This window comes from Psychrobacillus insolitus, assembly GCF_003254155.1.
GTDB classification, from domain to species: domain Bacteria; phylum Bacillota; class Bacilli; order Bacillales_A; family Planococcaceae; genus Psychrobacillus; species Psychrobacillus insolitus.
Genome location: NZ_QKZI01000001.1, coordinates 60,536 through 76,348, shown reverse-complemented (window position 1 = coordinate 76,348; position 15,813 = coordinate 60,536). Strand labels below are relative to the sequence as shown.

Below are 15,813 nucleotides of genomic sequence, written 5' to 3'. Positions count from 1 at the left end.
ATAAAATAATATCGTGCTTTTCTAGATTGATAGTTCTTTCGATAATTGATACATTTTAGAATCCATTATCTCACCTTTTTCAAATGCTTCATTCATATCATAGTCTACCACTTGATGATTCTGTATGCCAATAGCTCGCCCACCATGTCCGGCAAGTAATACCTCTACCGCTTTCGCTCCAAACAAGCTCGCTAGGACACGATCTCTACCTGTAGGAGAGCCACCGCGTTGAATATGCCCTAATACAGAAACACGTGTTTCAATATCGGCATGCTCTTTTATTTTTGCTGCAAACTCAGACCCACTCATAACACCTTCAGCTACAATAATAATACTGTGTTTTTTTCCACGAGTAGATCCACTTTTTAAACGACCAATTACTTCTTCCATGTTATATGTTTCTTCTGGAATGATAATTGTTTCTGCTCCACCTGCAAGCCCCGCCCACAAAGCTAAATCTCCAGAATCTCTTCCCATTACTTCAATGATAAATGTTCGGTCATGAGAAGTAGCTGTATCTCTAATTTTATCGATGCAGTCTATAACTGTATTTAATGCAGTATCAAAACCTAGGGTGTAATCAGTTCCTGGTATATCATTATCTATCGTTCCTGGAATACCAACACAAGGAAAACCACTATTCGTCAAAGTCATTGAGCCCCGGTACGAACCATCCCCCCCAATAATCACTAGTCCATCAATTTTATTTAATTTCAGTTGTTCGATTGCTTTTTGTTGTCCCTCTTTAGTACGAAATTCAGGGCATCTTGCTGAATATAATTTAGTACCGCCTCTTTGAATAATATCTCCTACAGAACCTAAGTTTAATACTTCCATATTCCCATCTATTAAACCTTGATATCCGTGATATATCCCAACAACTTCGAGCCCCTCAAACATAGCTTTTCTAGCAACTGCTCTAATTGCTGCATTCATACCTGGAGCATCTCCTCCACTAGTTAATACACCAATCCGTTTCAAGAATATCCCCTCCCCCTTATTTATTATACTTAGCTTATCATGAATTGAAGCAAAAAAAAACGTGCCTATTTAGACACGTTATCCTCTGTATATTCCCCAATTGCTCTAAATTTATCATACCTAGAGGAAATGAGTTCTTCGACTGAAAGTTTACTAAGAATTTGTAAAGATTGTAAAAGAACATCTTTCATATTTTTTGCTTGTATTTCTGGATTTCTATGAGCTCCACCCTGTACTTCTTTAATAACTTCATCTATAATGTTCATTGCTTTCAAGTCAGGTGCAGTTATCTTCATAGCTTCTGCCGCTTGTTTTGCGAGTGTTGGATCTTTCCAAAGTATAGACGCTGCTCCTTCAGGAGAAATGACAGAATACGTTGAGTTATCTAACATATGAATATGATTTGCAACACCTAATGCAAGTGCCCCTCCGCTACCACCTTCACCAATTACTACACTAATCACTGGAACTTTTAACCCTGCCATCTCTACTAAGTTTCTCGCAATTGCTTCACTTTGACCACGCTCTTCGGCAGCTTTTCCTGGATATGCTCCCTTTGTATCAATGAAACAAATAATTGGACGGTTAAATTTCTCCGCTTGTTTCATTAAACGTAGTGCTTTGCGGTATCCTTCAGGATGTGGCATCCCAAAGTTACGTTTAATATTTTCCTTCGTATCAAGACCTCTTTGATGCCCGATAATCGTAATTGGATTCTCTTCAAATAAAGCAATTCCTCCAATGATTGCAGCATCGTCTCCATATAATCGGTCTCCGTGAAGTTCCATGAACTCCGTAAATAAAAGCTGAATATAATCTCTTGTAGTTGGACGATTTGGATGTCTGGCAACTTGAACCCGATCCCATGGTTCCATATTTTCATAAATATCCTGTTCTAATTTTGCAAGTCTAGTTTCTAAATTCCCTATTTCTTTAGACATATCAACTTCTGCATGTTCTGTATACTCTTTTAATTCTGCAATTTTTGTCTTTAATTGGATGATAGGTTCTTCAAAAGGTAATGTTTTCACCATGTTGTAATCTCCTTACTTGTGTGCATTTTCACTAGAGAGGAAACTTTTTCTTTCATTTCTTTTCTGTGAATTACTGCATCCAATTGACCATGATCCATTAAAAACTCCGCAGTTTGAAAATTTTCTGGTAGTTTTTCACGAACTGTTTGTTCAATTACTCTTCGTCCAGCGAATCCAATCAAGGCTTTAGGCTCCGCAATATTAATATCTCCAATGGATGCAAAGCTTGCAGAAACTCCACCAGTAGTAGGATGCGTTAAAATAGAGATATATAAAAGTCCGTGATCACTATGCCTTCTAAGTGCAACGCTTGTTTTGGCCATTTGCATGAGAGATAATACTCCTTCTTGCATACGTGCACCCCCACTAGCTGTAAAGATGATAAAAGGAATCTTTAGTTCAGTTGCTTTTTCAATAGCTCTTGTAATTTTTTCTCCAACAACAGATCCCATAGAACCCATTCTAAAATGAGAATCCATAATTGCTACCACTACTTTTCTTCCATCGATTTCTCCAACTCCGGTTAATACTGCTTCATTCAACCCAGTTTTTTCTGAATCTGATTTAACTTTTTCTGTGTAACCTGGAAAATTTAATGGATTTTCCGTTTGTAAATGATCATCCATCGATGTAAAAGTACTTTCATCCAAGAAAATTTCTACTCGTTCCCACGCTGTCATCTTCAAGTGATGATCACAAGATGGACATACTTTTAAATTTTCCATCAATTCTTTTGTCAAAACATTTTTTTTACATTCAGGGCATTTTACCATTAACCCCTCCGGCATCTCATTGTTCGATTGCTCAATAGAAATCGTTGCATATTTCTTTTTATGATTTTTTCTAAATAAATCTCGAATCATTTACACTTCACTCCTATTCATTAACAAAAGCCATTGGTTGTAAAGAGATATTGCTTTATATTCATCCCCGTTTTTTACATTCTCAAGTATCTCTATCCAAATAGTTGTTTCATCCATACTCATTTCCTTCACATACGGATCACCGGCAAATTGCTTTAACAAAAACCAAATTTTCAATGTAAGTCGATTTCCGACCAAAACAATAATTTCTCGGATAATCTCTTCTCGTATTACCTGCTCTTCTCGTAACTTAAGTAAAAAGCCATCCCAAATTCTGTGTTGTTTAAATTTATCCTTTTGACAAATGACACGAATCGCATCTTTTTCTAATGTTTGTCTCGTTTCATTAACATCTTCATATGTTTTAATATCTTGCAATATAAAAGTAGATAAAACTTCTACTAGTTGATGTTTACGGTAGTCGGATAGAAAAGTTCCTTCTCCTCTTCTTGTTTCAATTAAACCAAGTAATTCTAAACTCCTCAGTGCTTCTCTGATAGTAGATCTTCCTACTTGAAGCTGCTCAGCAAGTACACGTTCAGAAGGTAATTTCCCACCAATCGGTACTTTCGTTTCTTGGATAATCTCTCTTAACTTCTTTACTGTCTCTAAAAACATTTTGGGTGAATTTTTTTCTGGATTCATAAAATCCTCACTTTTTCCAAAAATTACAAAGTGGTCTGACCACTCGACTTTATTAGCATACAAAAAAAAGAAACAAACGTAAAGACAAAACTGCACAAATAAATGTGCAGTTTAGTTTGAAACGTATTTAGCAATTATTTGGGAACGCCCATTTCTTCTTTCTGCTTTCCCCTCCACTTTAATGATACCTAAATCTTTTAATAATTCATTGAATTTCGCTAATTCTTCTGGAAAAAGCGTCACTGACATGTTTCCAGTTTCATCTTGCAGTGTAACAAAGGCCATTAATTCGCCTTTTTTCGTGCGAATTCGTTTTATTTCTTGTATTAATCCGATAATCACTACTTTTCCTTCTTTTGTCGATTGAAGTACATTCCAAATAGAATGAATCGGTTCTTGCATTTTTTTCTTCACTGAAATAGTTGGATGCTCGGAAAGATATTGGCCAAGTACTTCCTTTTCAAATTGTAATTTGATCATAAGAGGCATTGGATCCGTTCGAATATATTTTGATTTGCCAAAATGAAATGTATCTCCAGCAAATAAATCTAGTTCTTCAGACGGACTTACTAGTTCAGCATATTTCACTGCAGCATCTAATGTAGCAAGTAAAGTAGACCTTTCCTCATTAAATTCATCTAGCGCACCTGCTTTAACTAGTGGTTCTATATTTTTGCGAGTAAAATATGTAGCTGTTAAATCAGAAGCAAAATCAAACATATCTTCCCATTTACTAGTTCGTTTTGTTCTTTGTTGGATCAGTTTTTGAACAAATGAATGAGAAACGCCTTTTATAGCTTGCAAACCAAAACGAATAGATGGTTTGTCTACAGTAAAAAAGGCTTGACTAGTATAAATGGAAGGAGCTAGAATTTCTATTCCTTTTAATTTCATTTCCATAATCAACTGATTTACTTTCTCTTGATTTCCAGCTGAAGTAGTTAATAATGCGCAGTAAAACTCCAATGGGAAATGTGCTTTCAAGTAAGCCATTTGATAGGAAATGATACTATAGGCAACTGCATGGCTTTTCGGAAACCCATAGTCTGCAAATCGTACAATCAAATCGTAGACAGCTGTAGCAGCTTCGGATGTATGACCTTGTTGAAGTGCTTTTTGAACGAAGTGAACTCTTTCTTGTTGCAATATTTCTCTATTCTTTTTGCTTACTGCTCTTCGAAGTAAGTCTGCTTCTCCAAATGTAAAACCTGCCATTTGCGATGCAATTTGCATAATCTGTTCTTGATACACGATAATCCCGTAAGTTTCTTTCAAAATCGGTTCTAATACAGGGTGTTCATACGTAATTTTTTCTTGTCCTAATTTACGCTTTGCATATAGTGGAATACTATCCATTGGACCTGGACGATATAACGCATTTACCGCAACAATGTCATCGAATTTAGACGGTCTAATCTGTTTTAACGCGTTTCTCATCCCCGCTGATTCTAATTGAAAAACACCTGTCGTGTCTCCATTTTGAAGCAACTGAAAAGTACGACTGTCATCTAGTGGAATAGAAGTTAAGGATAATTTTGTCGACTGGGAATAATTTATAAGCTTCAATATACGTTCAATTATAGTTAGATTTCTTAACCCTAAGAAATCCATTTTCAGTAAACCAATTTGTTCTACTTCTTTCATTGGCCACTGTGTTAAATATATTTCTTCATGGCCCATTTGTATTGGCACTATATCTACAAGTGGCATTGGCGATAATACTATACCCGCAGCATGGGTAGAAGCATTTCTAGGTAATCCCTCTAAAGCAAGCGCTACTTCAAACCATTTTTTCCGAATTTCTTCTGTTTGAACAAACTCACGTAACTTCTGAGACTGTTCATAAGCCTCCCTAAGTTTAATTCCAGGTTTCGATGGAATAAAAGATGAAATAGCCTCCAATGTAGAGGATTCAAAACCAAATACTCTGGCAACTTCTCGAGCTACTGCCTTTGTTGATAAAGTACCAAATGTAATGATCTGTGACACATAATTCTTTCCGTACTTTTCAGCAACATATTGAATTACTTCCATCCTTCTCGAATCTGCAAAATCTATATCAATATCCGGTAAAGTAATTCGATCTGGATTTAAAAATCGTTCAAATAATAATCCATACGCTAGTGGATCTACATCTGTAATACGAAGAGAATATGCAACAAGAGAACTCGCTGATGAACCTCGACCTGGTCCTGTTAAAATATTTTTTTGCCTAGCAAACTTCATAAAATCTTGAACAATTAAAAAGTAATCATCATATCTCATTTGACTAATAACCGTTAACTCATAGAGTAATCGTTCTGTATATTCTGTTGTTATATGTTGTACACGTTCCTTTAATCCTTCTTCACAAAGTTGTTTTAAATAATCTTTTGCTAATAATCCATCAGCCAATGGATATTTGGGCATATGATGTGTTTGTTGTGGAAATGTAAGCTGGCATCGTTTTAACATATTACTCGTGTTAATAGTCCATTCAGGTACATCTAAAAATCGTTCCATCCATTCCGTTTCAGTTAGTACATGAGCTGAAACTTCTGAAGGTTTTAGTCGGTTTCTATCAGACATTTTGACTGATTGGTCCATTGCATCTAAAACTTCGTATGCAAATGCATCTTCTTTTTCTATATAGCGGCTTAAATGATAGGTTGTAATTGGAATAGAAAAATCTTCTGAAACTTGCATGATTTTTATTTCATCTTCCAATTTCACGCCATTTGGCCGCTCCATTCCGATAAATAAATTTTTCGACTGAAATATTTTTATCAATTGTTGTAAAGTTTCTTCTGAAAATTTCGAATCCCCTTTATAGACAACTATAAGCCCATCTTTATATGCTTCTAGCCAGCTTTGAGGTAGTTCAGTAAGCTCTCTTGTTTCTAAACTACTCGAAATTTTCAACATATTTTCGTACCCTTTATTATTTTCTGCATAAATAATAAGACAAACTACCTCATCATGTAATTTTACACGAAGAGAAAGTCCTATCACAGGATGAATCCCATGTTTTTGTAAATCATGCCAAAAAGGCAACACCCCATACAATTTACTATTTGTAATGGCGGCTGCCTTTGCGTTATTCATTTTCAACTTATGAATGAGCTGTTCCAATTGAATTGTGCTTTTCAGCATATCCGCTGATGTCACAATTTGTGGATATACTGTTTCCATATTTATAACACCCCGATTTACAGCTTTCTTAAATCCTCTATTACTAAATCTGCTTCATCCCATGTTCTAACTGAAGCCCCAGATGCTAGCGGATGACCTCCACCACCATATTTTTTAGCTACACCATTAATCACTGGCCCTTTAGAGCGTAGTCTAACACGGATTGTTTCTGAATCTTCAATGAAAAACACCCAACATTTCATTCCTTTTACATCTGCAAGAGCACTTACTAATAAAGAAGCTTCCGATTCTGCTACACCGTATTTTCGTAAAATCTCTCTAGTAAGTTTGATAGATCCGACACCATTTTCATCCATACTAAAGTTCTCATAAATATAGCCTTTAAGGTGAAGTAAGCTTCTATCTACTTCATACATCCCATTAAACAGTTCGGTACGATCAAAACCGTACGTAAGTAGTTTCCCAGCATACTCCATTGTCTTAAGAGAAGTACTTTGGAACATAAATCTCCCAGTATCCCCAACAATTCCGGCAAATAAAAGACGTGCAATACTTTTATTCATCTTCCAGTCTTTATATGCACTACCTTCTTCAAATAAATTACAAATCATTTCACTTACAGAACTTGCAGTTGTATCTACCCAAAGTAAGTCTCCATAAGCATCATCATTTGGATGATGATCAATTTTTATAAGGTGTTTCCCTAGTGTATATCTTTGATCATCTATTCTTTCTGTATTTGCAGTATCCGTAACAATAATTAATGCATTAGAAAAGTCTTCATCCGTCACTTGATCTGGACGTGCCATGAAATCTAAAGTAGGCTCATGCGTCCCAGTAGCAAAAATCTTTTTTGAAGGATAGTTCAGTGCTAATAATTCTTTTAAACCGATTTGTGACCCATATGCATCTGGATCAGGTCTAACATGTCTATGTAGGATTATTTTGTCAAAGCGCTCGATTGTGTCAATGATTTGTCTTTTCATGTAAATTCCTCCGTGTCAATATATATTCAGTTCGCATTTTCTCCATTTTCCCTTTACAATAATAGAAGCTTAACTATTTATTGGAGGTTTATTATGATTCTCAATGGAATATTCATACTTGGTATCGTGGTTTCTTTTGTTTGGTATTTTTATTTTAAAACGAAACAATTCCGCACTACTTTCCCAATTAGGAAAAAATGGTTTTCTTCCAAAGCATCTGTATGCTTAGGAGCTTTTATTTTCTTTTTTGGGCTTAACTTTTTAATCGTGTACCCTTCTTCTGTAACATATGTTATTTCCGGATTATTTATCTTACTTGGAGCTTATTTTATGTACCATAATTTTAAAGCTTATAAACATTACAGTCAATTTGTTCAAGAAGAACTTAGAATAAATCAATAACTTAACTTCATACTTCAAAATAAATGATGCAACTAAAATAGGTTGCATCATTTATTTATGATTATCTTTCTAATAATTGATAAGTAATCATTGCTTTTCCAACTAACAATTTTTCATTGAAAACTTCGATATCCATCTTCGCTACTTTCCTACTCATTTCTAACATACGAGCGTGTACACGTAGAACCGTTTCTAATTGAATCGGTTTTGTATGATATATCGTCATATTTTCTACAACACTTTCACCACGTTTACGAATCTTCAGTGATTGAGCTCCTGTTTCTGTCAGCAAAATAGTAAATGCTCCGTATGACATCGCACCGAAATGGTTTGTCATTTGAGGTGTAACTATGCATTCAAATACCATTTCTTCTGAAGATATGATCTTCATTTGTTGTTTTACAATATCATCAATTGTTTCACCATTTTGTGGTTGTCGCGAAGCAGCTTGTAATGCTTTTAAAACATCCTGTCTACTAACAACACCTTGTAAAACACTATTTTCACCAAGAACAGGCATTAAATCTATACCTTCCCAAATCATTCGGTGACTTGCTGCGGCGACACTTGTTTTCATCGTGATAGTAATAGGATTTTTAGTCATTACTTTATCGATCTGCTCATGGCTTTCCTTATCAATCACATCTCTTGCCGTTACAATTCCTACCGTTTTTTTGTTCGAGTCTACAACTGGATATCCTCCATGGTTGGTTAAACTGTTTAACTCGCTATATTTCTTCACTTGATCTGTTGTTAACAAATACGCAGTCTCATCTAATGGTGTGAATATATCTTCAATAAGTAATACATCTTTTTTTATCAGTTGGTCATCAATGGCACGGTTTATCATTGTAGCAACTGTAAAAGAATCATAACTGGTTGAAATAACAGGTAGCTCCATCTCATCCGCCAGTTTTTTTATTTTCTCAGGTACATCAAAACCACCAGTAATTAAAATAGCAGCTCCTGCTTTTAATGTATGCTCATGTACTTTAAGTCGATTCCCTACAATGAGTAAATTCCCTGGTTCTACATATCTCATCATGTCCTCAAGTTGCATGGCACCGATGACAAACTTATTTAACGTTTTATAAAGTCCTGCTTTTCCTCCCAGAACTTGTCCATCTACAATATTTACAACTTCTGCAAAAGTTAGTCGTTCAAAATGCTCTTTTTTCTTCAGTTCGATACGGATTGTACCAACACGTTCAATCGTACTAACAAGCCTTCTGTTTTCAGCTTCTTTTATCGCACGGTAAGCAGTTCCTTCACTCACTATTAAATCTTTTGCAATTTGTCTAACCGATATTTTATCCCCTACAGGTAGCTTTTCAATATATTCTAAAATTTGTTCATGTTTTGTTGTCATGTAGTCACATCCAAACGATTATTATGCGTTTATTGTAACACATACTGTTCTGTTTTCATTCTACAAAGAAACTCAAAGTTCGATCTTATCTCCTGCTTTTAAAATATGCACTTCGCTTGTTTTTACTAATTCTTTGAATCCATAAGGGTTCTGTTGAATTCCAGGGAATGTGTTGTAATGAATAGGTACAACTACTTTAGGTTTCAAAAGTTCCGTAGCATACGCTGCATCTTCTGGACCCATCGTGAAATTATCCCCGATAGGTAAAAATGCAACATCAATCGCATTTTGTTCTCCAATTAGTTTCATATCCCCAAATAATGCCGTATCTCCTGCATGATAAATAGTTTTGCCACCCTCTGTGAAAAGAATTCCCCCGGGCATCCCTGCATAAATAATTTCACCATCTGCTGTTGTAAATGAAGAACTATGGAAAGCCTGTGTATACTTCACACGTCCAAATTCAAATTCATAGGCCCCACCTAATCCCATTGCATGTGTTCTTACACCCTTAGATTCTAGGTACCTTGCCAGTTCAAAAGTTGCAATGACGAGTGCATCATTTCTTTTAGCAATGTCAATTGTGTCTCCTACATGATCATTATGTCCGTGTGTAAGTAAGATGACGTCTGGTTGTTCTTCTGATGCAACTAAATCTGTTTGACCGTTTCCAGAGATAAAGGGGTCGATTAATATTGTATGACTAGCTGTTATAATCTTTACTACTGAATGTCCATGAAAACTAATTTGCATATGTTAGCCTCTCCTTTTATTTTGAGTTTCGTCTATATTCTATATATTTCTACAAATATGCTAGAAATCCTTTATTCTGTTATGCTAAAATAAGAAAAATTTAAATGAGGTGTCCATATTGAAACCACTTGAAAAAATTCAAACTTACTTAGTATCTCAACAAATAGATGCAGCCTTCATTACGTCCCCAGATAATGTATTTTACTTCACTGGATTCAGAAGTAACCCACATGAACGTTTACTTGGTGTAGTCATATTTAAAGAGAAAACACCTTTAATAATTTGTCCCAAAATGGAAGTTCCCGATGCTTTAGCAGCTGGTTGGTCGGGTGATATTGTTGGACACCAAGATACTGAAAATGCATGGGATATTTTTGCTGAAACAATTAAAGAAAAAGTTGGAAACATCCAAACACTTGCCATTGAAAAAGCACATATTACCGTAGAGAGGCTAGAGGCAATTACCGACAGATTTCCTGCTATAGAAGTTTCAAGAATCGACGGAAAAATTAATGATCTACGTGTAATAAAATCAGAAGAAGAACTTGTCAATATGCGAAAAGCAGCTGAACTTGCAGACTTTGCAATTGAAGTTGGTTGTAAAGAAATTATAGAAGGAAAAACAGAACTTGAGATATTAAATGCTATTGAGCTTGCAGTGAAAGAAAAGGGCGCTTTCCAAATGTCATTCGATACAATGGTACTTAGCGGACCAAAAACTGCGTCTCCCCATGGAACTCCTGGAGATCGTAAAATACAAAAGGGTGACTTTATCCTATTTGATCTAGGAGTCGTTTATAATGGCTATTGTTCAGATATTACGCGTACTATTTCTTTTGGAGAACCAACAGCTAAAATGAGAGATATTTACGAAACAGTTAGACGTGCAGAAGAAACGGCGATTCAAGCAGTTAAACCAGGTGTAACTGCAATGGAACTTGACAAAACAGCACGAGATATCATTACTGAAGCGGGATACGGAGATTATTTTACACACCGACTAGGCCATGGTCTCGGGATTTCTGTTCACGAATTTCCATCCATCACTGGCGTAAATGACATGAAATTGGAAGTTGGCATGGTATTTACAATAGAGCCCGGCATCTATCATCCTGACATTACAGGTGTTCGAATTGAAGATGATGTCGTTGTTACTAAAGATGGTGTAGAAGTGCTGACAAAGTTTCCGAAAGAATTAATAATTTTATAATGAGAAAGAAAGAAAGAGAGCACACGATCCTAGAAGCGAGCCAAAAAACTTTGACTTACATGACTGTAAATCATCAAAAACAAATTAGTCACCTATCATTGCTACATGTTAAATATTTCTATTAAAATTTTTAATCCTGTTTTATAAAATATAGCAAAATGACGATACGACATAACTGAAAATAAGTGCCAAAAGAGACTTTTTTCATATGTTGTACTTATTTTAAATTATGTCGTATGTGAATTTTGCCCATTTATGAGGTTGAAGACTATTTTTTTGGCAGATTCGTTTGAGGAGTGCTTTTTTATTTTAGCCATACCCCGTTTTTTAGATCCGTCCAGAGTTATCTAAAAAAATGATCCATACTGAAGTTCGAGTCGCTGAAGTTTTCATACTTTATTATTCTTCTAAAATAACAATAAAAAGCATCCTTTAAAAGATGCTTTTTATATACTTATACCAAATAAATAGCCCAGTAATCCAAATATTATTCCCCCTACATAAGTGTATGAAAAATACATGAACCATTTCCCAGGAAATTTTTTTAATGTATACAGTTCTTTATTAAAAGTAGAGAATGTAGTGAATGCTCCTAAAAATCCAGTTCCTATAAATAATATATATAGCCCGTCTACACCAACACTTACAATAAATCCAAGTAAGAAAGACCCGATCAAGTTAACTAAAAGTGTTCCTACTGGCAAATGATTATCTTCTACAGTCTTATTTAATTTTCGCGCAATATAGTATCTTGAAATAGCTCCTAAGAAACCACCTGCTCCAACTGCTATTAAATGAAAAACTGTCATCCGACCACCTCTTTTGTCAATCCTAAGTTCCACATTAAATTGCCTCCCACCATACTAACAAAAATATACAAGATTGCTAATAGAACTCTTTCATCTTGAAATAACTGGATCGTTTCCAGACTAAACGCTGAAAATGTTGTGAAAGAGCCTAAAAAGCCAGTTCCTATTGCCGTCTTTAAATTAGCTGAAATCCATTTTTTGTGAAAACTAGTAGATGTTAAGTAGGCAAGCATGTAACAACCAACCAAATTTACGAATAAAGTAGCAATTGGAAAAACAACTTCCGTAAATAAAAAGAGCCCTACCAAATAACGAGACATCGCTCCAAAAGCGCCAGCAATTCCTATATATAAGTAAATCATTCCTATCAACTCCAGGGTACTTTATATAAAAAAATAAAAGAACCTTGATGGTTGGCTTTTACAGTCTCCAAACATCAAAGTTTCTATTAAGTAGAGAATAAATTATTTTAAAAGTATAGCGGCATCAACATAAGGAAGTCCTTGTGCTTCCGCTACTGCTTTAAATGTAATGTGTCCAGCAAGTGTATTTAATCCTTTGAAAAGCGCTGGATTCTCTAAACAAGCTTGTTTATATCCTTTATTAGCAATTTGGATTGCATATGGAACTGTCGCATTGATAAGTGCCATTGTAGATGTTCTAGGTACCGCTCCAGGCATATTTGCTACCGCATAGTGAACTACACCATATTTTTCATATGTGGGATTATCATGCGTTGTAATACGATCAGATGTTTCGAAAATACCTCCTTGGTCAATTGCAATATCAACTACAACAGATCCTGGTGACATAGATTTAATCATATCTTCCGTTACCAACTTAGGGGCTTTAGCACCCGGAATGAGAACTGCTCCAATTACTAAATCCGCTTCTTTAACAGCTTCTGCGATATTATATGGATTTGATATTAACGTTTGAACACTGCTTCCAAAAATATCTTCTATTTGACGAAGGCGCTCTGGGTTTAAATCGATAACCGTTACTTGGGCACCCATTCCTACAGCTACACGTGCTGCATTAGTACCTGCAATCCCGCCACCAATTACGGCCACTTTCCCGCGTGGTACTCCAGGAACTCCGCCAAGTAGGATTCCTTTACCACCATTAATTTGCTCTAAATATTGAGCACCTATTTGTGTAGACATACGGCCTGCTACCTCACTCATTGGAGACAATAGAGGAAGCGAATTGTTCTCCAGTTGCACTGTTTCATATGCAATTGCGGTTATCTTTTTATCTAACAACACTTGTGTTAGTGCTTCTTCTGGAGCTAAATGTAAATATGTAAATAATATAGATTCTTCACGAATAAGTGAGAATTCTTTTTTAGTTGGTTCTTTTACTTTCATTACCATTTCCTGATTCCAAGCTTCTTCTGCAGTTGGTACAATGATTGCTCCAGCAATAATATAATCATCATCTGTAAAACTCGATCCTAATCCAGCACCCGTTTCAATAATTACTTCATGATTAAATAACGTTAAATTTACTACTCCAGCTGGTGTCATTGCTACACGGTTTTCATTATTTTTTACTTCTTTTGGAATCCCAATACGCATAATAAGCCCTCCTCTGTAATATAGTAAACACGAGTTGATATTAATTTTTTACTCAAAGTAAATTTATTTTAATCTTAACATTAATTATTTTAAAACGCTCTATTTTTTAAAATAATCTCCTTTTTCAGAATTTCTTTTGATTATTCACTAAATGTTCACAAGTTTTTTGAAAATGAGGGAGGAATTTGATGACAAATCTCGAATTATAATAGTATATCCATAGAAAATAGGAGGTTTTTAAATTGACATTAAAATACAATCAAATTTTAGTTGCAGTTGATGGTTCAAAAGAAGCTGAATATGCGTTTAAAAAATCGGTTTCAATCGCAGAGAGAAACAATGCAACTTTAAACTTAATAAACATTATTGATACAAGATCTTTTGCAGCAATCGAAGCATACGATCGTTCAATCGCTGAAAAAGCACAATCATTTGCTGAAGACTTATTAGGTGGCTACAAAAAAGAAGCACTTGCTGCTGGTGTAACAAATGTAAATATTGTAGTTGATTATGGTTCGCCAAAAACTATGATTTCAAAAGATATTGCAAATAAAGTAGAAGCAGACTTAATCATCTGTGGTGCTACTGGACTAAACGCAGTTGAACGTTTCCTAATTGGTAGCGTTTCCGAATACATTGTTCGCACTGCAAAATGTGACGTATTAGTAGTACGTACGGATGAAGTATAAATTTTAATAATTAACTAAGAGGTAGTCCATTAAATGGACTACCTCTTTTTATGACGTTGGTGAAATAACATCTCCTTCTTGGTCAAACAGGAGAAAGGGATGGAACTTCACTAATGTCATTTTTTAATCAATATCTATACAATAAAAAAATCTGATCCACGCTGATTTTCGTTCCGAGCGGACGCTTTCCGTGGGGCGTGCGGTGAGCCTCCTCGTCGCAAAAATCAGCAAAGTGAGTATTAGAAACATAAGTTCAAATAAAAATAGAAAAAAAGACTGCCTCAAAAAATCAGTTTTACTGACTTTCTAGACAGTCCCGCGACAAATAAATAAATTATATCCGACTAAAATTCTTCCCCAACGTCATTTGACAAAGAACCGTTTTTAAAAACTATCAAAGACGGAAAAAGGACACACGGAACTTTTTTATTTTTGAAATATATTCTTTAGATGCCATTTGAAATAAGGCTTATTTTCCTCAAATCGAGCAATTTTCTTTTTCGGATGGATATTATATTTTAAATAATCATCCTCAGGTATAGAAGTAGAAATATGTAATTTGCCTTGTCCATCAAAAGCAATATACCCTTTTTCATATAATGCGTCATGATTACAACATAGTGGTACTCCATTATAAGCATAGACTCTTTCTAGATCCGTACTGTCTTTCCACGGTTTAGAGTAGCTCGCTTGAAGTAATGCAGATAATTCAATCTCACACAATGCACATTTGTGATTCCACAATTGCAATAACTCTCTCCTAAACTTTTGTTTGCCTAAACGAATCTTTGATTTAACTTCCGTTTCCGTTTCCGCAATCATTGGAATAAAAGTATTGCGCTCTGTACGTCGTATTGTACCTATCGCTAACTCTAGCTGCTCCTCATCCACTTGGTAAATGTTCAGGTCACTAATGAGTTCTAATAATTTAATGACTAAGTCTTCATTACATGGATATAAATATCCTGAGTTTCCATTTCCATCTTGTTGAAATGGGGAATACTTTATTGGTAAAAGTGGTAATATTTCATCAAATTTCGAGTGTACATTTAGAGGCTCTTCTAATTCATGATATTCTAATTCTACTAAATAACCGTCACCATTCGAGCGTTCATATCCCTGCATTTTTGATGGTTTAGTCGCTGTATAGCAATCAGTATTAGCAACACTAATTGCAACAATATTCCCTTTTACATAATGGAAGATCCGATCCCCTTCATTTACTTCCTTCATCCGCAACCATGAATGGGGTATTTGGTCTCCACTATCTTGTTGTGGAGACCAAATAATACCTAATTCTTTTTCTTCTTGATATGTTTCTCCTTGCATGACAAAAAAGCTCTGCATATATTGAACACTC

15 protein-coding genes are annotated in these 15,813 nt (G+C 35.2%); 3 read left to right on the top strand and 12 right to left on the bottom strand.

The genetic code is table 11. The features are described from left to right. Positions 1-21: 21 nt before the first annotated feature. The 6 genes from pfkA to C7437_RS00315 all read right to left on the bottom strand — a co-directional run bounded on the left by pfkA (position 22) and on the right by C7437_RS00315 (position 7,641). Positions 22-981, bottom strand: a complete 960-nt coding sequence (gene pfkA, locus C7437_RS00340) for a 6-phosphofructokinase (protein ID WP_111437669.1) — start codon at positions 979-981, stop codon at positions 22-24. A 65-nt stretch (positions 982-1,046) separates the two neighbouring features. Beyond that, on the bottom strand, positions 1,047-2,015 hold the full coding sequence (gene accA / locus C7437_RS00335) for an acetyl-CoA carboxylase carboxyl transferase subunit alpha (RefSeq protein WP_111437668.1): 969 nt from the start codon (positions 2,013-2,015) through the stop codon (positions 1,047-1,049). After that, positions 2,009-2,878: an acetyl-CoA carboxylase, carboxyltransferase subunit beta gene (gene accD, locus C7437_RS00330; protein WP_111437667.1), complete on the bottom strand. Its 870-nt coding sequence runs from the start codon at positions 2,876-2,878 to the stop codon at positions 2,009-2,011. The genes accA and accD overlap by 7 nt, the downstream gene beginning before the upstream one ends. Beyond that, positions 2,879-3,523 carry a FadR/GntR family transcriptional regulator gene (locus C7437_RS00325; protein ID WP_111437666.1) on the bottom strand — a complete coding sequence of 215 codons (645 nt, stop codon included), beginning with the start codon at positions 3,521-3,523 and terminating at the stop codon, positions 2,879-2,881. It abuts the gene before it with no gap. A gap of 111 nt (positions 3,524-3,634) precedes the next feature. Then, positions 3,635-6,694: a DNA polymerase III subunit alpha gene (gene dnaE / locus C7437_RS00320; protein ID WP_111437665.1), complete on the bottom strand. Its 3,060-nt coding sequence runs from the start codon at positions 6,692-6,694 to the stop codon at positions 3,635-3,637. Between the two features lie 17 nt (positions 6,695-6,711). Next, positions 6,712-7,641 carry a DHH family phosphoesterase gene (locus tag C7437_RS00315; protein WP_111437664.1) on the bottom strand — a complete coding sequence of 310 codons (930 nt, stop codon included), beginning with the start codon at positions 7,639-7,641 and terminating at the stop codon, positions 6,712-6,714. A gap of 93 nt (positions 7,642-7,734) precedes the next feature. Between C7437_RS00315 and C7437_RS00310 the strand changes: the two genes are divergently transcribed. Next, on the top strand, positions 7,735-8,043 hold the full coding sequence (locus C7437_RS00310) for a YtpI family protein (RefSeq protein ID WP_111437663.1): 309 nt from the start codon (positions 7,735-7,737) through the stop codon (positions 8,041-8,043). Positions 8,044-8,104: 61 nt separating this feature from the next. On the opposite strand, the gene C7437_RS00305 is transcribed toward C7437_RS00310, so the two are convergent. Together C7437_RS00305 and C7437_RS00300 are read right to left on the bottom strand one after the other, a co-directional pair. Next, on the bottom strand, positions 8,105-9,412 hold the full coding sequence (locus tag C7437_RS00305) for a DRTGG domain-containing protein (protein WP_111437662.1): 1,308 nt from the start codon (positions 9,410-9,412) through the stop codon (positions 8,105-8,107). Between the two features lie 72 nt (positions 9,413-9,484). Continuing rightward, entirely contained in the window at positions 9,485-10,165 is a 681-nt protein-coding gene (locus C7437_RS00300) for a metal-dependent hydrolase (protein WP_111437661.1), read from the bottom strand. A 118-nt stretch (positions 10,166-10,283) separates the two neighbouring features. On the opposite strand from C7437_RS00300, the gene C7437_RS00295 reads away from it, so the two are divergent. Beyond that, positions 10,284-11,375, top strand: a complete 1,092-nt coding sequence (locus C7437_RS00295; protein WP_111437660.1) for a M24 family metallopeptidase — start codon at positions 10,284-10,286, stop codon at positions 11,373-11,375. Between the two features lie 446 nt (positions 11,376-11,821). Here the strand turns inward: C7437_RS00295 and C7437_RS00290 are convergent, their stop codons facing one another. The 3 genes from C7437_RS00290 to ald all read right to left on the bottom strand — a co-directional run bounded on the left by C7437_RS00290 (position 11,822) and on the right by ald (position 13,764). After that, positions 11,822-12,184, bottom strand: coding sequence for a fluoride efflux transporter FluC (locus tag C7437_RS00290; protein WP_111437659.1), 363 nt, complete (start codon positions 12,182-12,184; stop codon positions 11,822-11,824). Next, on the bottom strand, positions 12,181-12,546 hold the full coding sequence (gene crcB / locus C7437_RS00285; protein ID WP_111437658.1) for a fluoride efflux transporter CrcB: 366 nt from the start codon (positions 12,544-12,546) through the stop codon (positions 12,181-12,183). Before crcB ends, C7437_RS00290 begins: the two co-directional genes overlap by 4 nt. Before the next feature lie 102 nt (positions 12,547-12,648). Beyond that, a complete protein-coding gene (gene ald, locus C7437_RS00280) occupies positions 12,649-13,764 on the bottom strand; it encodes an alanine dehydrogenase (RefSeq protein ID WP_111437657.1) in 1,116 nt (371 codons plus the stop codon). 242 nt (positions 13,765-14,006) lie between these two features. On the opposite strand from ald, the gene C7437_RS00275 reads away from it, so the two are divergent. Next, positions 14,007-14,453, top strand: coding sequence for a universal stress protein (locus C7437_RS00275; RefSeq protein ID WP_111437656.1), 447 nt, complete (start codon positions 14,007-14,009; stop codon positions 14,451-14,453). 426 nt (positions 14,454-14,879) lie between these two features. Here the strand turns inward: C7437_RS00275 and C7437_RS00270 are convergent, their stop codons facing one another. After that, the gene (locus C7437_RS00270; protein WP_111437655.1) at positions 14,880-15,800 is read right to left on the bottom strand and encodes an HNH endonuclease; all 921 of its coding nucleotides are present in this window, start codon (positions 15,798-15,800) and stop codon (positions 14,880-14,882) included. Positions 15,801-15,813: the final 13 nt, after the last annotated feature.